This is a genomic window from Citreimonas salinaria (assembly GCF_900107235.1).
Classification (GTDB): Bacteria; Pseudomonadota; Alphaproteobacteria; order Rhodobacterales; family Rhodobacteraceae; genus Citreimonas; species Citreimonas salinaria.
Genome location: NZ_FNPF01000002.1, coordinates 34544 through 57253 on the forward strand (window position 1 = coordinate 34544; position 22710 = coordinate 57253).

Genomic DNA, 22710 nt, shown 5'->3' on the forward strand with positions numbered 1-22710 from the left:
GGCGCCCTGATGTCCCACCGTGGGACACCGCATCGGGCCGCCATTCAGGATCGGGTCAGCGCCGCGAAGAACGGGTCCAGCTGCGCCGCCGCCTCGGCCAGGCCGAAGGGCGGGTTCACCACGAACATCCCCGAGCCGACCATGCGGTGCCCCTCGCGGACCGGGGGAAAGCGCACCTCGTGCCGCAGGGCGGCCGGGTGGTCGCGTGCCAGCGCCCGCAGCATCGGCGGATGCACCGGGTCGCGCAGGATCGGGTACCAAAGCATGACGATGCCCACGTTCCAGGCGCGGGTGATCCGGCCGATATGGCGGGGCAGGTCGGCATAGTCCTGCTTGATCTCCCAGCTGGGGTCGATCAGCAGCAGGCCCCGGCGCGGGGTGGGCGGGCACAGGCTGTGCGCCAGGTCCAGCCCGTCGGCCCGGTGGACGCGCACGTTGGGCGCCTTCAGCGCGGCCTCCAGGGCGGCATGCTCGGCCGGGTGAAGCTCGGCCAGGTGGATGCGGTCGGTGTCGCGCAGCAGGTGCCGCGCGATCATGGGAGAGCCGGGATAGGCCGAGGGCCCGTGCGCCGCCTGCACCGCCGCCAGCGCGCTTGCATAGGGATGGTCGGCGCCGAACCAGTGCTCGGCCCGCGCGACGCCGCCCTCGGCCTCGCCCGTGCGCCGCGCCTCGGCGCTGTCGAGGTCATAGAGCCCGCGGCCCGCATGGCTTTCGATGTAGCTCAGCGGCTTGTCCTTGCGGGTCAGGTAATCCAGCGCCGAGGCCAGAAGCGCGTGCTTGTGCACGTCCGCCAGGTTTCCCGCGTGATAGGCGTGCTGGTAGGACAGCATCGCCGGTCACGGCCCCGTGGGGGCCGCGCGCCTCGGGGCGGGGGCTGATGCGTCGGACTGAGCCACGGCGGAACAGTAGGCGGGCCGCCGCCGGGCATCAAGCGGGCCCGTGCGGATCGTGTGGAGCACGAGCATCGGCATTCAGAAAAGCACGACCATCGCCGTCAGCCCTGCAAGCCCGGCCACGCCGACGGCAAGCTGCGGCGGGCGCAGCCGCTCGAAATAGAGCGGAGCCTCGGCGCGCCGCGCGGCCACCGGGTCGATGGCGGCCATGAGCAGCAGCGCCACCAGGATCAGCGGCAACGCCCAGGCAGCGGGCAGCAGAAGGGCGACGAAGCCGGCGGAGAACAGTCCGGCGAAGGCCGCCATCTGCGGCCCCGTGGCGCCGCCGGGGGTGCGGAAGCTGAGGCCCCGCCTCACGCCCGAGAAAAACAGCAGCAGCGCCGCGCCCCAAAGCTGCGCGCCCAGCACCGCCGCCCCGGCAAGGAACGGCGCGGCAAGCGCGACGACGAAGGCCGCGGGAAAGGGCAGCATCGCGCCGTAGGCGAGAAACGCGTCCATCGGCGGGATGCGCGAGCCTTCGTGCAGGTTGAGGTCACGGCGCGCGGTCATGGTCTGCGAACGGCGACGCCGTCGCCGGAGTTCCGGATTTCCGACGCCCCGGTCAGACCAGCCGCGACGATTCCTTGGCCGCGCGCACGAAGTCGCGGAACAGCGGGTGCGGATCGAACGGCTTCGACTTCAGCTCGGGGTGGAACTGCACGCCGATGAACCAGGGATGATCCGGCCATTCCACGATCTCGGGCAGGCGGCCGTCGGGCGACATGCCCGAGAAGCACAAGCCTGCTTCCTCGAGCTTGTCGCGGTACTTGATGTCGACCTCGTAGCGGTGCCGGTGGCGTTCGTCGATCGTGGTCGTGCCGTAGACCTCGGCCACGCGCGATCCGGTCTGAAGCACCGCGTCGTAGGCACCCAGCCGCATCGTGCCGCCCTTGGCGTCGTCGGGCCGGCGGTTGACCTTCTCGTTGCCCTGCACCCATTCTCGGAGGTGATAGACGACCGGCTCGAAGCGCTTCTCTCCGGCTTCGTGGTCGAACTCCTCCGAACCCGCCTTGGCGACGCCGGCGACGTTGCGCGCCGCCTCGATCACCGCCATCTGCATGCCGAGGCAGATGCCCAGGTAGGGCACCTTGTGCTCGCGCGCGAACTGCGCCGCCTTGATCTTGCCTTCGGTGCCGCGTTCGCCGAAGCCGCCGGGCACCAGGATCGCGTCGAACTTCTCGAGGTGCGGAGCGGGGTCTTCGCGGTCGAAGAGCTCGGCATCGACCCATTCGACGCGCACCTTGACCCGGTTGGCGAGCCCGCCATGGGTCAGCGCCTCGGCGATGGATTTGTAGGCGTCCTCTAGCTGGGTGTACTTGCCGACGATGGCCACGGTCACGTCGCCCTCGGGGTTGTGGATGCGGTCGACCACGTCCTCCCACTTGGACAGGTTGGGTTTGGGCGCGGGGGTGATCTGGAACGCGTCCAGCACCGCCTGGTCCAGCCCTTCGCGGTGGTAGGCCAGCGGCGCCTCGTAGATCGAGGCCAGGTCGAGTGCAGCGATCACGCTGTCGGGGCGCACGTTGCAGAACAGCGCCAGCTTCTCGCGTTCCTTCTGCGGGATCGGCCCTTCGGAGCGGCAGACGAGGATGTCGGGCGCGATGCCGATGCTGCGCAGCTCCTTCACGCTGTGCTGCGTGGGCTTGGTCTTGAGCTCGCCAGATGCCTTCACGAAGGGCAGCAGCGTAAGGTGCATGAAGATGCACTGGCCGCGCGGTTTGTCCTGCGAAAACTGGCGGATCGCCTCGAAGAACGGCAGACCCTCGATGTCGCCGACCGTGCCGCCGATCTCGCACAGCATGAAGTCGACCTCGTCCTCGCCGATCGAGATGAAATCCTTGATCTCGTCGGTGACGTGGGGAATGACCTGGATCGTCTTGCCCAGATAGTCGCCCCGGCGCTCCTTTTCGAGCACGTTGGTGTAGATCCGGCCCGAACTGACGGAATCCGTGCGCCGCGCGGGCACGCCGGTAAAGCGCTCGTAATGGCCCAGGTCCAGGTCGGTCTCGGCGCCGTCGTCGGTGACGAAGACCTCGCCGTGCTCGAAGGGCGACATCGTGCCGGGATCGACGTTCAGGTAGGGGTCGAGCTTGCGCAACCGGACGGAGAAACCCCGCGCCTGCAGAAGCGAGCCCAGGGCCGCCGAGGCCAACCCCTTGCCAAGCGAGGACACAACACCACCGGTTATGAATATGAAGCGTGCCATTTGGGCGAACCCCGTGATTTTTAAGGATAATCGGACCTGAAATCAGGCCACCCGCCGCCCGGTTGGCGGCAGCATCACGGGATTTGATCCGTAGAGGATTCGGACAATGTTGTCCAGCCGGCCGCAAGATGCTGTTGCGGCCGCCGGTTGTATCCCGAGGGGTTGTGACTAGTCGGCGCGCGGCACCAGCGGTGCGTCCGGATCGACGTCCGAAGGCGGTGGCAGAAGCGCGTCGGTGTCCAGCGCGTCGGGCTCGGCAGTGTCGGCGAGGGGCGCCTGACCGCCCACGCGGTCCATGACCGACGTGCCGTCCGCGTCGCGCGCCGCTAGGATCGTCAGCGCCAGCGAGATCGCCATGAAGGCGATGCCGAACAGCCACGTCAGCTTGGTCAGGGCGGTCGCCCCCGCGCGCTGGCCTGCCGGGCCGCCGCCTCCGCCCATTCCCAGACCGCCGCCTTCCGAGCGCTGCAGCAGCACCACGCCCACGAGTGCGAGCGCGAGAAGGAGAAGCACGATGAGAAGGACGTTTTCCATGAGGACCTGCGGTGCGAAGGGCGTTGGCGCGGTGTCTATGCCAAGCGCGCAGGCCGCGCAACCGTGTGCGGCGCTTTCGGCGGCGCCTTGGGGCAGGCGGATGGGCGGACCGCGGACGCGAGCGCGTTTCGCGGGTTTCGCGCGCCGTGCCGCACCGCTATAGGGGGCACGTTTGGACCGGCATGAAAGGGTGGTCGCATGGCTAACGTGGTCGTCGTGGGCGCGCAATGGGGCGACGAGGGCAAGGGCAAGATCGTCGACTGGCTGTCGAGCCGGGCGGACGTGATCTGCCGCTTCCAGGGCGGGCACAATGCCGGCCACACGCTGGTGATCGACGGGACGGTCTACAAGCTGAACGCGCTGCCCTCGGGCGTGGTGCGGACGGGCAAGCTGTCGGTGATCGGCAACGGCGTGGTGCTGGACCCGTGGCACCTGATCTCGGAGATCGAGGCGATCCGCGCGAAGGGCGTCGAGATCACGCCCGAGACGCTGATGATCGCTGAGAACACGCCGCTGATCCTGCCTATACACGGCGAGCTGGACCGTGCGCGTGAAGGGGCGGCCTCGGCCGGGACCAAGATCGGCACCACCGGCCGCGGCATCGGCCCGGCCTATGAGGACAAGGTCGGCCGGCGCGCGGTGCGCGTGGCGGACCTGGCGGACGAGGCGACGCTGGAGGCGCGGATCGACCGCGCGCTGCAGCACCACGACCCGCTGCGCCGGGGCCTCGGGATCGAGCCGGTGGACCGCGACGCGCTGCTGGCAGGGCTGAAGGAGATAGCCGCGCAGATCCTGCCCTATGCCGGTCCGGTCTGGAAGGTGCTCAACGAGCGCCGCCGCGCCGGCCACCGCATCCTGTTCGAGGGCGCGCAGGGCGCGCTGCTGGACATCGACTTCGGCACCTATCCCTTCGTCACCTCGTCCAACGTGATCGCCGGGCAGGCCGCCACCGGAACCGGTGTCGGGCCGGACGCGATCGATTTCACCCTGGGCATCGTCAAGGCCTACACGACCCGCGTGGGCGAGGGGCCGTTCCCGACCGAGCTGCACGATGCCGACGGCGAACGGCTGGGGACGCGCGGGCGTGAATTCGGCACGGTGACCGGCCGCAAGCGCCGCTGCGGCTGGTTCGACGCGGTGCTGGTGCGCCAGACCTGCGCGACCAGCGGCGTGAAGGGCATCGCGCTGACCAAGCTGGACGTGCTGGACGGGTTCGAGCGGCTGAAGATCTGCGTCGGCTACGACCTAGACGGGAAGCGTCTGGATTACCTGCCCTTCGCCGCCGACGAGCAGGCCCGCTGCACCCCCGTCTACGAAGAGATGGAAGGCTGGAGCGAATCCACCGAGGGCGCGCGCTCCTGGGCGGATCTTCCCGGCGCGGCGATCAAGTATGTTCGGCGGGTCGAGGAGCTGATCGGCTGTCCCGTGGCGCTGCTGTCCACCTCGCCCGAGCGCGACGACACGATCCTTGTCACCGATCCCTTTGCGGACTAGCTGGCAAGCCATGGCATTGGGATACAAGGCACGCAAACGCTGGGCGCTGGTCGTCCTGCTGGTCGGCCTGCCGGTCTACGTGGTGGCGGCGGTTACGGTGATGACGTGGCTGGACCGGCCGCCGATCTGGCTCGAACTGCTGGTCTACATCGCCTTGGGCGTCCTCTGGGCGCTTCCCTTCCGCTTCGTTTTCCGAGGCGTGGGGCAGCCCGATCCCGACACGCGCCGCGACGAAGACTGACAGTATAGCCAACGGCCTTCCGATGCCGTCTCAGCTTGCCTGGCGAGCCTTGGGTTGGAACCCGATGCGTTCGGAGGCCGTGAACCGGCCGCCGCGCGTCTTCTCGATCTTTCCGTCCCGCAGCAGGCGGCCGAAGCTGCGCAGCCGCTCCTCGCGCGTGGCGGTGCCGTCCTCGACGCGCTGAAGGACGGTCATCAGTTGCGGGCGCGAGAACTGGTCGCGCCCCTCGACGAAGGCCATGTACGCGGCCGCCGCCTCGAGAAGGTCAGGCAGCTGCGTGGCGCCGACCGAGGCCGCATAATCGGCAAATCCGCTCCCCGCATCGTCCTGGGGGTCGGAGCCGGGAAGCGGCCCGATGTCGTCGGCGATGCTGACGCGGCGCGGGCGCACCGGCTGGGAGGGCGCGTCGTCCACATGCTGTTGCGCCGCCAGCTGCAGCGGCGCCGCCGCGGGTTCGGCCGACGGCCGCTCCGTGCGGATCGTGCGTAGCACCTTCGGACGGCGGGGACGCACCACCTTTGCGAGGTCTTCGCGATAGCGCGCCGTCTCGGCGTCGGTGTCGTCTGGTTGCAGCGCCCGGTCCGCCCGCGTTGCGGCGACCGCGGCGCGCAGATGGGCGATGGCGCTGCGCCGGCGGTTGCCCTCGGGCTCGTCGAGTTGCGAATCCGTCTGCGCCAGAAGCCGCGACGCATCAGTGTCACCCACCAAGTTTTCGGTCAGCATGGCACGCGCGGGGCTTGCCAGGCGCACGGCCTTGCGCGCGCCGGCGGATGCCCGGGCGAGGAAATTGTCATCGGCCCCGTCGTGTTCGTCACTGCGGGTATCTTCGGAAGGCTCGCTGGCGTGCTCGGCGTCGATGTTTTCCTCGGAAGGCTCTCCGTCCTCCTCGGGCAGGATCGGATTGTCGAGCCGGAACGGAGTCTTGGCGGGGGTTGTGCCGGTCGAGGCCTGAAGCTCGGCGCGCACGGCCGCCAGCTCCCGGGCAAGATCCTCTTCTTCCTCGGCGGGCAGGCTGCTTTCCGCGCGAAGCCGGTCGGAGAGCGCGCCCAGAAGAGGCGGGCGCGCGTGATCGTGCGGCTCCTCCGCCTGCGTAAGGTCGGCCGCCTCGGACAAGGCGTCCCCGGCGTCGTCGCATTCGGTCTCGGCGCGGGCATCCGCGGCCCAGGCATCGCTTTCCAACTGCGCGCCGTCCGCGGCGAACGCGTGGCGGTCTTTGGGATCCTCTGGCGTCACGTCTTCGCGGACGGGGACGGCTTTGCCGTCTTCCGCAGCGCCTTCCACGGAGGCGCCTGCACCACCGTTCGCGATCGTGTCGTCGCCACGCTCGCCCCGGACGGGCGCGGCCGTATCGTCAGGTTGCGCGCCAGTGCTTTCGGTGCCATGCGCATCGGCCGTGTCGGCTTGCACGGGCTCAGGCACCTCGGATTCAGTCGGTCGCGCGTCCGGGGAAGGCCGGTCTTGCGGCGCGCTCCCGGTGCTGGCCTCGGGAATGCTATCAGCCACGGCGGCTTCGGAAACATCCGGCTCGGCCGAAGCCGTGGAGGTCGGATCAACGGCCGTGCGCCCGAGCTCGGGCGTCCATGCATCGACGCTCTGTGGCCAGGACGCCGTCAGGCATTCGCCATCGTCCGACCGCTGCGCGGCAGTGGTGTCGTCGCAGTCGAAGGTGGCGGGGGCCCCTTCGGAGACGGGGCTGGCAGTCTCCCCGGACGACGCGCCGATCGGGGCGTCCGACGCAGTGTCGCACGGTCCCGTGGCCGCGTCCGGCGCGGACAAGGAATGGCCGTCGTCTTCGTGCCGGGCGCTGTCCGATGCCGCGCTCTGCGCGTGGGCGACGGCCTGTTCGGCGCTGGCATAGGGGGCGCAGCCAAGGTCCTGCGCCGCATCCTCGCCAGATACTTGCGCGACGTGGGCATGTGCCGTGTGATGGGCATCCGCGGCGGCGGCGTGACCCTCGGGATCAGCGGCTTCGCGAGGTGGCGCACCGACCACGGCGCGGATACGCGCCAGTTTCGCGGCGATCGGATCGTCCGCTTCCTCCGCGCTTGGCGCGGCAGCGTCGGCCGGCTCTTCGCAGGGGGTGGCCAGTGGATCGGCCGGCGGCAAATCCGTTTCGTCCGAACCTGCGTCGTCCGAACCATCCTCGCAACCATCCTCGCATTCGGCCGCGACACTATCGCTGCGCGGCGGCGCGTCGCCGTCGCCGGCGCTGTCTGCGCTGCCGTGGCCTGCAGGCCCGGCCGGCACCGCGCCGGCAGCGCTCACCGCATCCGCGGGCAGGGCCGCCTGCCTGGTCGGGGCCGCGCGCACCGTCAGGTGCCCGTCGCGCAGATCGGACGCCAGTTGGCGGCGCAGCATCTCCTCGGCCAGGTCCGGATCGAAACGCGGTGGCTCGGCTCCGAAAAAGCGGTCGGTCTTGACCACGTGGCGGAAGAAGTGCGTGGCATCCTTCACGGCGCCCAACGGATCCTCGAACCCCTCCGCCGTGCAGGAGAAGGTGCCGTACTTGACCGTCAGGATCTTGCTTGAGCCGCCCATGAGCTGCCTTTTAATGCGAGGTCAGGCAACGTTTACCACGACTGCCACGTCGAAAGCTGACCGATTCCTTGTTCCGAAGCGTATCATTTGATGGCCGGATTGTGTTCTGTATCGGCATCCGCGATTAACGCGCCATGAAAGCGCCAATTGTATCCAGCGCGGCGCCGGTCCTTCTGGTCGGCGGCGGACCCACCGACCCGGACGCGTTGCGCGCCGCGCTGGACGACTGTCCGGTGCGCGTGGCCGCCGACAGCGGTGCGCTCGCTCTGCTGGCGATGGACGTGATCCCCGACGCAGTGATCGGGGACATGGACTCGTTGCCGGACCTTGGCCTGGCTCGGATGCCGGCGCGGCTGGTGCACCGGATCGCCGAGCAGGATAGCACGGATTTCGACAAGGCGCTGCGCAACATTGATGCGCCGCTGGTGTTCGCGCACGGCTTTCTCGGCGCGCGGCTGGACCACCAGCTTGCAGTGCTGAGCGTGCTGGCGCGGCGGCCCGAGCGGCGCTGCATCCTGGTGGGACGGCCCGACGTGGCGGTCCTGGCGCCGCCGGCGCTGGCGTTGGACTTGCAGGCGGGCACGCGAGTCTCGTTGTTTCCCATGGCGCGGGTGACGGGGCAATCGGAGGGGCTGCGCTGGCCGATCGACGGCCTGGTCCTTGCCCCCGACGGCGTGATCGGCACCTCGAACGAGGTTTCAGGGCCGGTTCGGCTGGAATTCGACGCGCCGGGCATGGTTCTGATCCTGCCGGCGACGGAGTTGCCGGCCCTGCAGGCGGCGCTGGGCGATCAGACTCTGGGATGGCCCGCACGGGTTTGATGAGGGTCGGTGTCGGCTCTCGCCCTCCCTGCGGGATGGCATCGCCCGCCCGCCGACCCGCAGGCCGCGCAAGTCATGGCAGGATCGACAGCCAGAACCACGCGGTAAGGACCGACAAGGCCGTGGCGACCAGCACGCTGGACGCCGCCACGCGACGCGCGCGGCCGTACATGTTGGCGAAGACGTACGAATTGATGCCCGGCGCCATCGCGGCCGTGATCACGGCCGAACGGAAGGCGTCGCGCGACAGGCTCGTCAGGGTGCCCAGCGTCCAGGTGATCGTCGGGTGCATGATCAGCGTGACGACGCAGATGAACGCAATGATCCGTCCGTCGCCCTGGGGGCGGTACCGGTAGAGCACGCCGCCCATGCCGAACAGCGCCGCGGGCAGGGCGGTGCGCACGATCATGTCGATCGCGTCCGTCACCGGCACGGGCAGGGCGAGGCCGGTCAGGTTCGCGGCCAGCCCCAGGAGGATGCCGATCACCAGCGCGTTGCGGAACATCGCGCGCGCCACGGTGCCGGGCAGTTCCCGCGCCGGGCGCCCGCGGGCGCGGACGATCTCCATCGCGGTGATGCCGATGCCGTAGCAGAAGGGTGAATGCATCGCGATGATGATGTAGTTCGCCTGAAGCGAATCCGGGCCGTAGGCGCGTTCGGTCAGCGCGAGGCCCATCATCAGCGAGTTGGCGAAGAGGCAGCAGAAGCCGATGGCGACGCTGTCCTCCCAGTCGCGGCCGAAGAGATACCGCGCGCCCAGGAGCCCGACTGCAAAGCCGGCGGCCGAGCCGGTGTAGAAGCTGAACAGGATCGCCCAGTCGAAGTCGCCGCCCGGGTCGAGCGTCCAGATCGCGCGGAACAGCAGGATGGGGATCGCGAAGTTCTGCGTGAAGGCCATCAGCCCGTCGATCGTGTCCTCGCCCAGCAGGCCGCGCCAGACGGTCGCGTAGCCGGCGCCGATCACCAGGAAGACCGGCAGGATGACGTCGATCAGCGCCTGCATGTCGCGCAAGCGCAAGGCAGCAGGCGGGGGCCCCTCGCGGGTATGCTTTCAGGCCGAAGAGGCGCGGCGGCGGAGCGCTCAGAGCGCATAGCGAACGACCAGCCCGTCATGGGCGGGGGTGACATGGTCCGGCGTTTCCGCCTCGACCGTCGCGTAGTCGAGGTCGATGTGCATGTTGGTCAGGATGGCGCGGCGGGGCGCGGCGCGGGCGATCCATTCGAGCGCCAGGTCCAGGTGCGCATGGGTCGGATGCGGCTTGCGGCGCAGGGCGTCCAGGATCCAGCAGTCAAGGTCCTGCAGGTGGTCCCATGCCTCGTCGGGGATGGTGATGACGTCCGGCAGGTAGGCGAGGTCGCGGATGCGGAAGCCGAGCGCGTCAATGCTGCCGTGGTTGACCTTGAACGGCGTCAGCATGACGGCGCCGCCGGCGCCGTCGATCGTGACCGGCCCGTCGATCGTGTGCAGGTCGAGGATCGGCGGGTAGGGCGAATCCGCGGGCTGGATAAACGCGTAGCCGAAGCGCGAGATCAGGTCGTTCTGCGTGTCGCCGTCGGCCCAGACACGCAGGCGACGCTTCATGTTGAAGACGATCTGGCGCAGGTCGTCCAGCCCGTGCACGTGGTCGGCATGGCTGTGCGTCCAGATCACCGCGTCGAGCTCGCCCACTCCCGCATCCAGCAGCTGCTGGCGCATGTCGGGTGTGGTGTCGATCAGCACGCGGGTGGTGCCCGCGTCGCCTTCCTGCTCGACCAGGAGCGAACAGCGCCGCCGAGTGTTCCGCGGATCCTCCGGGTCGCATTCGCCCCAGTGGCCGCCCAGCCGCGGCACGCCGCCCGACGATCCGCAGCCCAGGATGGTGAAGCGCAGCTCGGTCATGCGGGAGCCCACGCGGCGGCCTTCGAGAACAGCCGGTCGAAGTTCGCCTCGGTTGCGGCGGCGAAGTCCTCGTAGGTCAGGCCGAAGGCCTCGGCGCCGACCTTGGCGGTGTGCACGGTGTAGGCGGGCTCGTTGCGCTTGCCGCGATGGGGCGGCGGCGCGAGGTACGGGCTGTCTGTCTCGACCAGGATACGGTTGAGCGGTGCGGCGGAGAAGATCGCGCGCAGCTCCTTCGACTTCGGGAAGGCGGCGATGCCGGACATCGACAGGTAGAAGCCCATGTCCAGCGCGGCGCGCGCCAGGGCTTCGCCGGAGGAGAAGCAGTGCATCACGCAGCTGTAGGGCCTGGCTTCGTAGCCTTCGCGCAGGATGCGGGCCATGTCGTCGTCGGCGTCGCGGGCGTGGATGATGAGCGGCAGGCCGGTCTCCTGCGCCGCCTCGATGTGGATGCGCAGGCTTTGCCGCTGCACCTCGGCCGTGTCGGCGGTGTAGTGGTAGTCGAGCCCGGTCTCGCCGATGCCTACCATCTTGGGGTGCTTGGCCAGCGCGACGAGCTGGTCGGCGGTTGCCATCGGCTCCTCGGCCGCGGACATGGGATGCGTGCCGGCGGCGTAGAAGACGGGTTCGTTGGCTTCGGCGATGGCGCGCACGGCGGGTTCGTTGCGCAGGCGGGTGCAGATGGTGACCATGCGGTGCACGCCGGCCTCGCGCGCGCGGGCGACGACTTCGGAGCGCGTGTCGTCGAAGTCCGGAAAGTCCAGGTGGCAGTGGCTGTCGGTGATGGTCTTCATGGGCGCCTCTCTTGTCTTGGCGAGGTATCGGCGCCGGCGAACGGGGTCAAGGCGCGGCCGGATGGACGCGACCGGGCGGGATAGGTTCCCGGAACGACGGCATCTGAGCACGGGAATTCACGCCACCCTACGGAATCAAGATGCTTCGTCGGTGGCCTTTGGCGCGGATTGAGGTGGATTCGGCGCAGAGATTCGCGGGATTCCTCGTGCTCCGGAAAGATCGCCTAGGCTCAGCTTCAGATTTTTCGGGATTTCACGGTACGAATTGCAGCGAGGGGGGCCTCGCAAGATGTAGTGTAAGATCCCTACCGGCCATCGAGATCTGCTAAAGCACCTTAAAAGACCGTTAAGTTCCGCGTATTTGCCCTCAGGTAGATCAGCGTTGACCTGTGTCACTGCGGCAAAAACTTGTTGCGTGGGATGAATTCCCATGGCATCCCTATGTACACGATGAGGGACGGTTTAAGGGGCAACAAAGACCCCGATGCAGAACTCCCAACGATAACAAAGGCAGGCATCATACAGGCCCGCCCTTCATCGTGACAAAGGATCCGGCGCGCGGGCGAGCAGACATCCCCCCAGGTGGCGCGTGCGATCGGACATACCCGCCGGAAGCGGGTCGGGCGGCGGGTCGATCGGTGGCAGCAGATCGACCCGCCGCTTTCCGTTTCACGGGGGGCGCATGAAGGGACCGCAGGGACAGTGGGCCGCAGGCTGAAGTTCAGAGGCGAAGGCACCCACAAGGTGGACGGCAAGGGCCGAGTTTCCATCCCGGCGGGCTTTCGTCGCGTGCTCGAGGCCGGCGATCCCGACTGGGTCGAGGGGAAGTGCCCCAACTTCGTGATCGTCTACGGCGACCATCGCCGCAAATACCTTCAGTGCTACACGGTCGAGGCCATCGAAGAGGTCGACGAGCAGATCGCGGCCATGCCGCGCGGCTCGCAGCGCCGGCGCGTGCTGGAGAAGCTGTTCAGCGGGCAGTCAGTGCAATCCTCGGTAGACGAAAGCGGGCGCATCGTCCTGCCGGTCAAGCTGCGCGGCAAAATCGACCTGTCGAACGAGGCGTATTTCATCGCGTCGGGCGACACGTTCGAGATCTGGAACCCCGCCACCTACGAGGCCGAGGAACAGGCCCGGACCGAGGCGTTCCTCGACGACCTGCCGGACGATTTCGATCCGCTGATGCTGCTCGACCCCGGAGTCGAGGTCTAGGCCGTGGCGGGCGCGCCGCATGTCCCCGTCCTGCTGGCGCCGCTCCTGCGCGCCGTGGCGCCTGTCTCGGGCACGTGGATCGACGGCACGCTGGGCGCGGGCGGCTACACGCGCGGCCTGCTCGAGGCGGGTGCGGACCATGTCATCGGCATCGACCGCGATCCTTCGGCGCTCGAACTCGCGCGCGAAAGACTGGGGTCGCTGGCCGAGCGCGTGACCTTCCACAAGGGCAACTTCGCGCAGATGGACCAGGCGACCGGCACGCCGGTCGACGGCGTGGTGCTGGACCTCGGCGTATCCTCTATGCAGCTGGACCGGCCCGAGCGCGGCTTCTCGTTCTTGCGCGACGGGCCGCTCGACATGCGCATGGGTGATGCCGGCCCGACCGCCGCGGACATCGTCAACGAGGCGCCCGAGGCCGAACTGGCGAACATTCTCTATCATTTCGGCGAGGAGCGCGCCTCGCGCCGCATCGCCAAGGCCATCGTGCGGGCGCGCGCTGAATCGCCCATCACCGGCACCCTGCGCCTGGCCGAGATCGTCGAGCGATGCCTTCCGCGCCCCAAGCCCGGCCAAAGCCGCGCCGCCACCCGCAGCTTTCAGGCCTTGCGCATAGCGGTGAACGCCGAATACGAGGCGTTGTGGCAGGGGCTGATGGCGGCGGAACGCGCGCTGAAGCCCGGCGGGCTGCTGGCGGTGGTGACGTTCCATTCGGTCGAGGACCGCATGGTCAAGCGCTTCTTTCAGGAGCACGGCGCGAAGAAGGAACGCGTCAACCGCTACGCCGCCACCGAAGACACCGCGCCCACGGACGACCCGTTCGTGCCGCTGACCCGCAAGGCCGTGGGCCCGGATGCCGACGAGACCCGCGACAACCCGCGCGCCCGGTCCGCCAAGCTGCGGGTGGCGCGGCGCACAGACGCCCCGGCGCGCGCCATCGACGCGCGCGCCCTTTCAATGCCGGACCTTCCGAAAGGACGTTAGGGAATGCGCACTCTGCTGTTCCTTCTCACCGCGATCGCCGTCATCGGCTCGGGCTTCTGGGCCTACCGCGAGAACTATGCGACACAGGCGCAGCTGGACCGCGTCGCCGGTCTGCAGCGCCAGATCGGCGCCGCGCGCGAACGGCTGGCGGTGCTCGAGGCCGAGTGGGCCTATCTCAACCGTCCCGACCGCCTGCGCGACCTGGCCGAGCTGAACTTCGACCGGCTGGGGCTGATGCCGCTCCGGGCCGAGCAATTCTCGGACCCGCGCGAACTGCGCCGCGTCGCACCCGCGATGCTCGACCAGATCGACATCACCGACAGCATCGAAGTCTCCAGCGCAGGAGCCAACCAGCCATGACCCGGATCCCGCTGCGCCCGCTGGCCCGCATCCTGGAAGCCCGTCAGAAGGGCGAGAACCCCGACGCCATCGAGCGCGAGAACCGCCGCCTGCGCCACGAGGACATGCGCGATCGCGCCCGCATCCGTGCCGAGGGCCGCCTGCTGGTGCTGGGCGTCATGTTCTTCTGCGCCTTCGGCCTGGTGGGCGCTCGCATGGGCATCCTGGCCGCCTCCGAGGCCGAGGAGCCGCGCGCGCAGGCGACCGGCGCGTCGATCATTGCCACCCGCGCCGATATCGTCGACCGGCACGGCCGGGTGCTCGCCAAGAACATGGAGACGCACTCTCTTTACGCACATCCCCACCAGATGATCGAACCCGAGCGCGCCGCGGCCGAACTGGCGCAGATCTTCCCCGACCTGTCGCATGAGCGCCTGCTGAAGGACTTCACCGGCAAGCGCACCTTCGTCTGGGTCAAGCGCAAGCTCAGCCCCGAGCAGATGCAGGCCGTCCACGACCTGGGCGAACCCGGCCTGCTGTTCGGCCCACGCGAGATGCGGCTTTACCCCAACGGCGCGCTGGCCGCGCATGTTCTGGGCGGCGCGGGCTACGGCATCGAGGGCGTGCATTCGGCCGAGGTGGTCGGCCGCGCCGGAATCGAGCGGTTCTTCGACGAGGAATTGCGCGACCCCGCGCGCGAGGGCGCGCCTCTGGAGTTGGCGCTGGATCTGACGGTGCAAGCCGCATCGGAACGCGTGCTCGAGGCGGGCATGTCGCTGATGAACGCCAAGGGCGCCGCCAGCGTGTTGATGGATGCCCATACCGGCGAGGTGATCAGCCTGGTCTCGCTGCCCGATTTCGACCCAAACAGCCGCCCCGCAGCGCCGGTCGCGGGCAGTCCGGGCGACAGCCCGCTGTTCAACCGCGCGGTGCAGGGGGTCTACGAGCTTGGCTCGACCTTCAAGATTTTCGCCGCCGCGCAGGCGATGGACCTAGGCCTTGTGACGTCTGAAACTGTCATCGACACGCGGCCGCCCTTCCGGGTCGGCGGGCACGGGATCGGCGAGTTCGAGAACAAGAACTACGGCGAGTTGTCGGTTGCCGACATCATCATCAAGTCGTCGAACCGGGGCACCGGGCGCCTGGCCCTGGCAATCGGGACCGAGCGGCAGCAGGCCTTCCTCAAGCGGCTGGGCTTCTTCGACCCCGTGCCGTTCGAGATGGTCGAGGCCCCCGGCGGCAAGCCGCTTCTGCCAGCGCGCTGGACCGACCTCAGCTCGGTCACGATCTCCTATGGGCACGGGCTGTCCAGCTCACCGCTGCACCTGGCGGCAGGTTACGCGGCGATCGCCAACGGCGGCTTTGCCGTCAAGCCCACCCTGCTGCGCCAGGACGCTCCGCAGCGGGGCGAACGAGTGCTCGGCGCGGAAAGCGCCAAGGCGGCGCAGCGCATGCTGCGCGCCGTGGTGACCCGGGGCACCGCGTCGATGGGCGACGTGCCGGGCTACCACGTCGCCGGCAAGACCGGCACTGCGGACAAGCCGCGCGAGAACGGCGGCGGCTACTACGACGACAAGGTGATCAACACCTTCGCCGCGATGTTCCCGGCCCACGAGCCGCGCTACGTGCTGATCGTCACGCTGGACGAGCCGGTCGAGACCTCGGGCGAGAAACCGCGCCGCACGGCCGGCTGGACCGCAGTGCCGGTGGCCGCCGAGATGATCGCGCGCATCGCGCCGTTGCTGGACCTGCGGCCGGACTATGGCCCCGGCCTCGATGCCGCGCCCGAGACAATGGTGCTGTCGTCCAACTGACCGGTGCCGAAAGGCCCCGCGCGGACGCCGATGCGCAGCCTTCGGCCGTCAAGGCCAAGTCGCCTCTGGCGAGCGGCGGGCCGCTCGCGTATCTGGGGGCAAACGAACCGATTGGGGGCGCGACATGGGGCAGCGGGCGAAAAGCCTGGCGCAGCTGGGATTGACGGCGCGCGGCGGACGCGAGGCGCAGGTGACGGGTCTTGCCGTCGACAGCCGCGACGTGGTCGACGGGTGCCTCTTCGCGGCGATGCCAGGCACGCGCATCCACGGCGCCACCTTCATCGACGCCGCCTTGCGCAACGGCGCGGGCGCCATCCTGACCGACGCGGAGGGCGCACGCATCGCCGAGGCCGCGCTGGACGCTTCTGACGCAGCCCTGATCGTCGCCGCCGACCCGCGCTCGACCCTCGCCTGCACTGCGGCGCTGTGGTTCGGCGCGCAGCCGGAAAGCATGGTCGCGGTGACCGGCACCAACGGCAAGACCTCGGTCGCCAGCTTCACCCGCCAGATCTGGCAAGAGCTGGGCCTGCGCGCCGTCAACATCGGCACGACGGGCGTCGAGGGCGACTGGCAGACCCCGCTGCGCCACACCACGCCCGAGCCGATCACCCTGCACCGCGTGCTGGCCGGCGCGGCCGAGGCCGGCATCAGCCACGCCGCGATGGAGGCGTCCTCGCACGGGCTTGACCAGCGCAGGCTGGATGGCGTGACCCTGCGGGCGGCGGGCTTCACCAACATCACGCAGGACCACCTGGACTATCACCCGGACTTCGAAACCTATTTCGCGGCGAAGGCCGCGCTGTTCTCGCGCGTGCTGCCCGAGGACGGGACGGCGGTGATCAACATCGACGACCCGCGCGGCGTCGACATGCTGGCGATCGCCAAGGCGCGCGGGCAGGATGTCATCACTGTCGGGCGGCAGGCCGCGGACCTGTGCCTCGAGGCGCAGCGCTTCGACGCGACCGGGCAGGAGATCCGGCTGAGCTGGCACGGGCGCGCCCGGCAGGAGCGGCTGGAGTTGATCGGCGGCTTTCAGGCCGAGAACGTGCTGCTGGCCGCCGGCCTTGTCATCGCGTGCGGAGCCGAGGCCGACGACGTCTTCGACATGCTGCCGATGCTGGGCACGGTGCGCGGCCGGATGCAGCTGGCCGCGACGCGCGACAACGGCGCCGCCGCCTTCGTCGACTATGCCCATACGCCGGATGCGGTGGCCAAGGCCTGTGCAGCGCTGCGCCCGCATGTGATGGGGCGCCTCGTGGCCATCGTCGGCGCCGGCGGCGACCGCGATACCGGCAAGCGCCCGCTGATGGGGCGCGCTGCGGCGCAGGAGGCCGACATGGTGATTGTCACCGACGACAATCCCCGATCCGAGGACCCGGCCGCCATCCGTGCCGCCGTACTGGCCGGCGCGCGGGACAGCGGTTCGGCGAAAGTCCTCGAGGTTGGCGACCGGGCCGAGGCGATCCTGCGCGGCGTCGACGCGCTGGGGCCGGGGGACGCGCTGCTGATCTGCGGCAAGGGTCACGAGACGGGGCAGATCGTCGGCGACACGGTCTATCCGTTCGACGACGCCGAACAGGCTAGCGTCGTGGTGTCGGCGCTGGACGGGCGGAGATCATGACGGAAGAGTGTGGGATGAGCGGACACGCGACGCTCTGGACGTCGGCCGACGCGGCGGCTGCCACGGGCGGACGGGCAACCGCCGCCTGGAGCGCCACGGGTGTATCGATCGACACGCGTACAATCGAGCCCGGCGACCTGTTCGTGGCGCTGACCTCGGCGCGCGACGGGCACGATTTCGTGGTGGACGCGCTGGCCAAGGGAGCCGCGGCCGCCCTTGTCAGCCGCGTCCCCGACGGTCTGCCCGACGACGCGCCGCTGCTGGTCGTGGACGACGTGCAGCGCGGGCTCGAGGCGCTTGGCCGGGCAGGGCGCGCGCGCTTCACCGGCCGAGTCGTGGCGGTCACCGGGTCCGTCGGCAAGACCTCGACCAAAGAGATGCTGCGCACGTTACTTGGCGCGCTGGGCCGCGTGCACGCCGCCGAGAAAAGCTACAACAACCACTGGGGCGTGCCGCTGACGCTGGCGCGGATGCCGGCGGACGCGGATTTCGCCGTGATCGAGATCGGCATGAACGCGCCCGGAGAGATCGCGCCCCTGTCGCGCCTCGCGCGGCCGCACGTAGCGGTGGTGACCATCGTGGCGCCCGCGCATCTCGCTGCCTTCGACGACCTGAGCGGCATCGCGCACGAGAAGGCGGCGATCTTCGACGGTCTGGAACCCGGCGGCACCGCCGTGCTCCGCGGCGATCTCGAGGTCAGCGACGTCCTGCGTGCGCGGGCGCAGGAGAAGGCCGCCAGCGTCGTGGATTTCGGCGAGGCGGAAGGTCAGGCCTACCGCATGCTCGAAGCCCGCATCGGTGACGACTGCACGGTGGTCACCGGTTTGGCGCCGGGCGACAAGAGGCTGTTCAAGGTCATGGTGCCGGGCCGGCATTTCGCGGTAAACGCCATGGGCGTGCTGGCGGTGGCCGATGCGCTGGATCTCGACCCGGCGCTTGCGGTCACGGCCTTGGGCCAGTGGCGCGCGGGCGCGGGCCGCGGTGCGCGCGAAGTGATCCATCTCGATCCGGTGGCGACGGATCTCAGTCTCGAGCTGATCGACGATGCATACAATTCCAACCCCGCCTCGCTTGCCGCCTCGCTGGAAGTGCTGGCCGCGGCGCGGACGCGCGATGGGCTGGGCAAGAAGGACCGCGGCCGCCGGATTGCCTACCTGGGCGACATGAAGGAACTCGGCGCGACCGAGGGGGCGCTGCACGCGGGCGTCGCCGACCTGCCGGCGATGCGCGACATCGACGTGGTGCATTGTATCGGTCCGCTGATGCGCCACCTGTGGGAAGCGCTGCCCGAGCGCAAGCGCGGGCGGTGCTGCGACTCTGCGGCCGAGGCCTCCACCGGGCTGGCAAGCGAGCTTGACGCCGGCGACGTGGTGCTGGTCAAGGGCTCTCAATCGGTCGGGCTGGCGCGCGTGGTTGACGCCATCCGGAAAATGGGACACGCCCCGGCGGGCGGCGATCTTTAGGAATCTGCGATGCTCTACTGGCTCACCGAACTGAGCGACGGCGGCGGGGTGTTCAACCTTTTTCGCTACATTACCTTCCGCGCGGGCGCCGCATTCATGACAGCGCTGATCTTCGGATTCCTGTTCGGCCTGCCGCTGATCAACGCGCTGCGTCGCACGCAGGGCAAGGGCCAGCCAATCCGCGCCGACGGACCCGAGGGGCACATCATCAAGGCAGGCACGCCCACGATGGGCGGTCTGCTGATCATCGGCGCGGTGCTGACCTCGACGCTGCTCTGGGCGCGGCTGGACAATCCTTTCATCTGGATCGTGCTGTTCGTCACGCTGTCCTACGCGCTGATCGGCTTCGCCGACGACTACGCCAAGGTCAGCAAGCAGAACGTCGACGGCGTATCGGGCAAGATCCGTCTGGCGATCGGCTTCGGCGTCGCGCTGATCGCCGCGCTTTGGTCGGCCTGGGTCCACCCGGACGAGCTGACGAACGCGCTGGCGCTGCCGTTCTACAAGGACACGCTGCTGTACATGGGCGCGTTGTTCGTGCCCTTCGCGATGATCGTGATCGTGGGGGCGGCGAACGCCGTCAACCTAACCGACGGGCTTGACGGGCTGGCGATCATGCCGGTGATGATCGCGACCGCGACGCTGGGGGTCATCGCCTATGCGGTGGGGCGCGTCGACTTCACCGAATACCTCGAAGTCCACTACGTTCCCGGCACCGGCGAGATTCTCGTCTTCGCCGCCGGCGTCGTGGGGGGCGGGTTGGGCTTCCTGTGGTACAATGCGCCGCCGGCCGCCGTGTTCATGGGTGACACCGGGTCACTGGCCCTGGGCGGCGCGCTGGGCGCCATCGCCGTCGCCACCAAGCACGAGCTTGTGCTGGGCATCGTCGGCGGGCTTTTCGTGGTCGAGGCGCTGAGCGTGATCATCCAGGTGCTCTACTTCAAGCGCACCGGCAAGCGCGTGTTCCTGATGGCGCCGATCCACCACCACTACGAGAAGAAGGGCTGGGCCGAGCCGCAGATCGTCATCCGGTTCTGGATCATCTCGCTGATCCTCGCGATCATCGGTCTGGCCACATTGAAGGTCCGCTGAGCGGCGGCTTGCGCGGGCCGATCGGGCGCGCTACGCGATGGGCTGCGCCGGGACGATCCGGCGCGGCAAGTGGAGACGCGCGATGATCCCAGTCAGGGGCTTCGAGGACCAGACTGTCGCCGTTCTGGGCATGGGCCGGTCCGGCCTTGCGACGGCGAGGGCACTGGAGGCGGGCGGCACTCACGTGGTCGTCTGGGACGACACGCCGCAAACCCGCGAACGCGCCGAGGCCGAGGGTTTTGCCTGTCGCGACCTGCGTGATCCGACCGCGTTCGAGGACGTGGCCTGCCTGGTCGTCTCGCCCGGCATCCCGCATCTTTACCCGCAGCCGAACGCCGCCGTGGCCGCCGCGCTCGAGGCCGGGGTGCCGGTAGACAACGACATCGGGCTGTTCTTCCGGTCGCTGGCGACGGACGACTGGGACGGCTTCGACCGCGCGCCGCGGGTGGTGGCGGTGACCGGCTCGAACGGAAAATCCACGACGTCGGCACTGATCGACCACGTCCTGCGCGCCGCCGGGCGCGAATGCCAGCTTGCGGGCAATATCGGCCGCGGCGCGCTGGACATCGACCCGCCGGGCGACGGGGGCGTCGTGGTGCTGGAACTGTCCAGCTATCAGACCGAACTTGCCCGCGCTCTGACGCCGGATGTCGCGGTGTTCACCAACCTGACGCCCGACCACCTGGACCGCCACGCCGGAATGGGCGGCTACTTCGCCGCGAAGCGCCGCCTTTTCGCCGAGGGTGGACCCGACCGAGCCGTGATCGGCGTGGACGAGATCGAGGGGCGCTACATGGCGGGCCAGCTCGCCGAGGGGCGGGCCGACGACCGCGTGATCCGGGTCGCGAGCGGCTGCAAGCTGACCGGGCCGGGCTGGCTCGTCTACGCGCGCAAGGGGTTCCTGACCGAGTGGCGCAAGGGCCGGCAGGTCGCCTCGATCGACCTGCGCGACATCAAGGGGCTGCCCGGCGCGCACAACCACCAGAACGCCTGTTCCGCCTTCGGCGCGCTGCGGGCGCTGGGCCTGGGTCCGCGCGAGATCGAGACCGGGCTGCGCAGCTTCGAAGGTCTGCCCCATCGCAGCCAGCTGGTCGGCGAACGGGGCGGCGTGCGCTTCGTCAACGACAGCAAGGCGACCAACGTGGACGCGGCGCTACAGGCGCTGCGGGCCTTTCCGCGCATCCGCTGGGTCTGCGGCGGGCTGATGAAGGATGGCGGGCTGGCCGGCCTGCATCCCGCGCTGGATCACGTGGCAAAGGCCTATGTCATCGGTCGCGAGCCCGAGGTCTTCGCCCGCGATCTTCCGGGCACCGAAGCCGTGCTCTGCGGCGACATGGCCACGGCCGTCGCGCAGGCCGCGGCCGAGGCCGAGCCGGGCGACGTGGTGCTGCTGGCGCCCGCCGCAGCCAGCTTCGATCAGTATGACAATTTCGAGGCGCGCGGCGCGGACTTCATCGCGCAGGTGCGTGCGGTGCTGGGCTAGGCGCTCGGGCCCGAGATGGCACGGCCGGCCGCCACGCCCGAGCTCCAGGCCCACTGGAAATTGTACCCGCCAAGCCAGCCGGTCACGTCGACCGCCTCGCCGATCGCGTACAATCCACGCAGGTGGCGTGTCATCATTGTGCGGGAATCCAGCCCCTTTGTATCGATTCCGCCCAGCGTCACCTCGGCGGTGCGATACCCTTCGGTCCCGGTGGGGCGCAGCCGCCAGTGGTGCAGGTTCTCGGCGATTGTATCGATACGAGCATCCGAAAGGTCGGCCAGGTTGCCCGTCAGGTCGATCTGGCCCCCGAGGTGCGCGACCAGCCGCGCGGGCAGGTGCTGCGACAGCGCGGTGGTGACGGCGCGGCGGCCCGACTGCGCCCGCGCCTCGCGCAGGTCCTGTGTCGCGTCCTGGCCGGGCAAAAGGTCGATCACCACGTCCTCGCCCTCGCGCCAGTAGCTGGACATCTGCAACACGGCCGGGCCGGACAGCCCGCGATGCGTGAACAGCATCGCCTCCTCGAAGCTCTGGCGATCATTGCCGACGCGCGCCGGGACAGCCGTTCCCGACAGGTCGGCGAAGCGGCCCGCGTCAAAGGTGAAGGGCACCAACGCCGGGCGCGTCTCGGTCAGTGACAGGCCGAACAGCCGCGCGAGGTCGAAGGCAAGGCCGCTCGCCCCCATCTTCGGGATCGATTTGCCGCCCGTTGCGAGGATCAGGTTCTCGGCGGCGATGTGGTGAACCTTCCCGCCGCGCGTCACGCGGCAGGTAAACCGTCCGTCGGCATGGCTGACGGCGCCGACTTCCGTCTCGAGCCACAGGCGCGCGCCGGCCTTCTCGGCCTCGGACAGAAGCATCGCCACGATCTGCGTGGCCTTGCCATCGCAGAACAGCTGGCCCAGCGTCTTCTCGTGCCAGGCGATGCCGTACCGGTCGACCAGTTCGATGAAATCCCACTGCGTGTAGCGCGCCAGCGCAGACTTGTGGAAATGCGGATTGCCGCCCAGGAAGCGGTCGGCATCGGTGTAGAGGTTGGTGAAGTTGCACCGCCCGCCGCCCGATATGCGGATCTTCTCGCCCGGGGCACGGGCGTGGTCGACCACCAGCGTGTCCGGTCCCGCATGTGCCGCGCACATCAGTCCAGCCGCGCCGGCCCCCAGTATGAGCGTTCTGACCTGCATGCCGGGCAGATGCCTCCGCGCGCAGCGAAAGGCAAGGGTCCGCGCAAAGTCGACATTAATCCCTTTTTTCTGGCTCCGCGAAGTC

20 protein-coding genes are annotated in these 22710 nt (G+C 69.3%); 11 read left to right on the top strand and 9 right to left on the bottom strand.

The features are described from left to right. Positions 1-44: 44 nt before the first annotated feature. The 4 genes from rlmJ to secG all read right to left on the bottom strand — a co-directional run bounded on the left by rlmJ (position 45) and on the right by secG (position 3672). Positions 45-830 carry a 23S rRNA (adenine(2030)-N(6))-methyltransferase RlmJ gene (gene rlmJ / locus BLW27_RS02640; protein ID WP_089878857.1) on the bottom strand — a complete coding sequence of 262 codons (786 nt, stop codon included), beginning with the start codon at positions 828-830 and terminating at the stop codon, positions 45-47. A gap of 141 nt (positions 831-971) precedes the next feature. Next, positions 972-1442 (bottom strand): hypothetical protein, encoded by a 471-nt coding sequence (locus BLW27_RS02645; protein ID WP_089878860.1) that lies wholly within the window; start codon positions 1440-1442, stop codon positions 972-974. A 52-nt stretch (positions 1443-1494) separates the two neighbouring features. Next, on the bottom strand, positions 1495-3138 hold the full coding sequence (locus BLW27_RS02650) for a CTP synthase (protein WP_089878863.1): 1644 nt from the start codon (positions 3136-3138) through the stop codon (positions 1495-1497). A gap of 168 nt (positions 3139-3306) precedes the next feature. Further along, positions 3307-3672 (bottom strand): preprotein translocase subunit SecG, encoded by a 366-nt coding sequence (secG, locus tag BLW27_RS02655; protein ID WP_089878866.1) that lies wholly within the window; start codon positions 3670-3672, stop codon positions 3307-3309. A 198-nt stretch (positions 3673-3870) separates the two neighbouring features. Between secG and BLW27_RS02660 the strand changes: the two genes are divergently transcribed. Both BLW27_RS02660 and BLW27_RS02665 read left to right on the top strand, forming a co-directional pair. Next, positions 3871-5166, top strand: a complete 1296-nt coding sequence (locus tag BLW27_RS02660; RefSeq protein ID WP_089878869.1) for an adenylosuccinate synthase — start codon at positions 3871-3873, stop codon at positions 5164-5166. A gap of 10 nt (positions 5167-5176) precedes the next feature. After that, positions 5177-5407, top strand: coding sequence for a DUF2842 domain-containing protein (locus BLW27_RS02665; protein ID WP_089878871.1), 231 nt, complete (start codon positions 5177-5179; stop codon positions 5405-5407). Positions 5408-5437: 30 nt separating this feature from the next. Here the strand turns inward: BLW27_RS02665 and BLW27_RS02670 are convergent, their stop codons facing one another. Then, a complete protein-coding gene (locus BLW27_RS02670) occupies positions 5438-7831 on the bottom strand; it encodes a hypothetical protein (protein WP_143042196.1) in 2394 nt (797 codons plus the stop codon). A gap of 248 nt (positions 7832-8079) precedes the next feature. Here BLW27_RS02670 and BLW27_RS02675 point away from each other — a divergent pair, with 248 nt between their 5' ends. Then, the gene (locus BLW27_RS02675) at positions 8080-8766 is read left to right on the top strand and encodes a thiamine diphosphokinase (RefSeq protein WP_089878876.1); all 687 of its coding nucleotides are present in this window, start codon (positions 8080-8082) and stop codon (positions 8764-8766) included. Positions 8767-8839: 73 nt separating this feature from the next. On the opposite strand, the gene BLW27_RS02680 is transcribed toward BLW27_RS02675, so the two are convergent. From BLW27_RS02680 to BLW27_RS02690, 3 genes are all read right to left on the bottom strand, one after another. Beyond that, positions 8840-9769, bottom strand: coding sequence for an AEC family transporter (locus tag BLW27_RS02680; protein ID WP_089879699.1), 930 nt, complete (start codon positions 9767-9769; stop codon positions 8840-8842). Between the two features lie 78 nt (positions 9770-9847). Beyond that, positions 9848-10645 (bottom strand): MBL fold metallo-hydrolase, encoded by a 798-nt coding sequence (locus BLW27_RS02685; protein WP_089878878.1) that lies wholly within the window; start codon positions 10643-10645, stop codon positions 9848-9850. Further along, the gene (locus BLW27_RS02690; RefSeq protein WP_089878880.1) at positions 10642-11436 is read right to left on the bottom strand and encodes a TatD family hydrolase; all 795 of its coding nucleotides are present in this window, start codon (positions 11434-11436) and stop codon (positions 10642-10644) included. The genes BLW27_RS02685 and BLW27_RS02690 overlap by 4 nt, the downstream gene beginning before the upstream one ends. Positions 11437-12138: 702 nt before the next feature. Between BLW27_RS02690 and mraZ the strand changes: the two genes are divergently transcribed. The 8 genes from mraZ to murD all read left to right on the top strand — a co-directional run bounded on the left by mraZ (position 12139) and on the right by murD (position 21444). After that, positions 12139-12648: a division/cell wall cluster transcriptional repressor MraZ gene (mraZ, locus tag BLW27_RS02695; protein ID WP_089878883.1), complete on the top strand. Its 510-nt coding sequence runs from the start codon at positions 12139-12141 to the stop codon at positions 12646-12648. A gap of 3 nt (positions 12649-12651) precedes the next feature. After that, entirely contained in the window at positions 12652-13632 is a 981-nt protein-coding gene (rsmH, locus tag BLW27_RS02700; RefSeq protein WP_089878886.1) for a 16S rRNA (cytosine(1402)-N(4))-methyltransferase RsmH, read from the top strand. A 3-nt stretch (positions 13633-13635) separates the two neighbouring features. Then, positions 13636-13992 carry a cell division protein FtsL gene (gene ftsL, locus BLW27_RS02705; protein ID WP_089878888.1) on the top strand — a complete coding sequence of 119 codons (357 nt, stop codon included), beginning with the start codon at positions 13636-13638 and terminating at the stop codon, positions 13990-13992. Continuing rightward, entirely contained in the window at positions 13989-15785 is a 1797-nt protein-coding gene (locus tag BLW27_RS02710) for a peptidoglycan D,D-transpeptidase FtsI family protein (protein ID WP_089878891.1), read from the top strand. Before ftsL ends, BLW27_RS02710 begins: the two co-directional genes overlap by 4 nt. A gap of 124 nt (positions 15786-15909) precedes the next feature. Further along, on the top strand, positions 15910-17406 hold the full coding sequence (locus BLW27_RS02715; protein ID WP_089878895.1) for a UDP-N-acetylmuramoyl-L-alanyl-D-glutamate--2,6-diaminopimelate ligase: 1497 nt from the start codon (positions 15910-15912) through the stop codon (positions 17404-17406). Positions 17407-17420: 14 nt separating this feature from the next. Then, entirely contained in the window at positions 17421-18869 is a 1449-nt protein-coding gene (locus BLW27_RS02720; RefSeq protein WP_089878898.1) for a UDP-N-acetylmuramoyl-tripeptide--D-alanyl-D-alanine ligase, read from the top strand. Between the two features lie 9 nt (positions 18870-18878). Then, positions 18879-19961, top strand: coding sequence for a phospho-N-acetylmuramoyl-pentapeptide-transferase (mraY, locus tag BLW27_RS02725; protein ID WP_089878901.1), 1083 nt, complete (start codon positions 18879-18881; stop codon positions 19959-19961). Between the two features lie 37 nt (positions 19962-19998). After that, on the top strand, positions 19999-21444 hold the full coding sequence (murD, locus tag BLW27_RS02730; RefSeq protein ID WP_089878905.1) for a UDP-N-acetylmuramoyl-L-alanine--D-glutamate ligase: 1446 nt from the start codon (positions 19999-20001) through the stop codon (positions 21442-21444). Here murD and BLW27_RS02735 read toward each other — a convergent pair. Further along, positions 21441-22625, bottom strand: a complete 1185-nt coding sequence (locus tag BLW27_RS02735; protein ID WP_089878908.1) for a BaiN/RdsA family NAD(P)/FAD-dependent oxidoreductase — start codon at positions 22623-22625, stop codon at positions 21441-21443. The two genes, murD and BLW27_RS02735, sit on opposite strands and share 4 nt — an antisense overlap. Between the last annotated feature and the right edge of the window lie 85 nt (positions 22626-22710).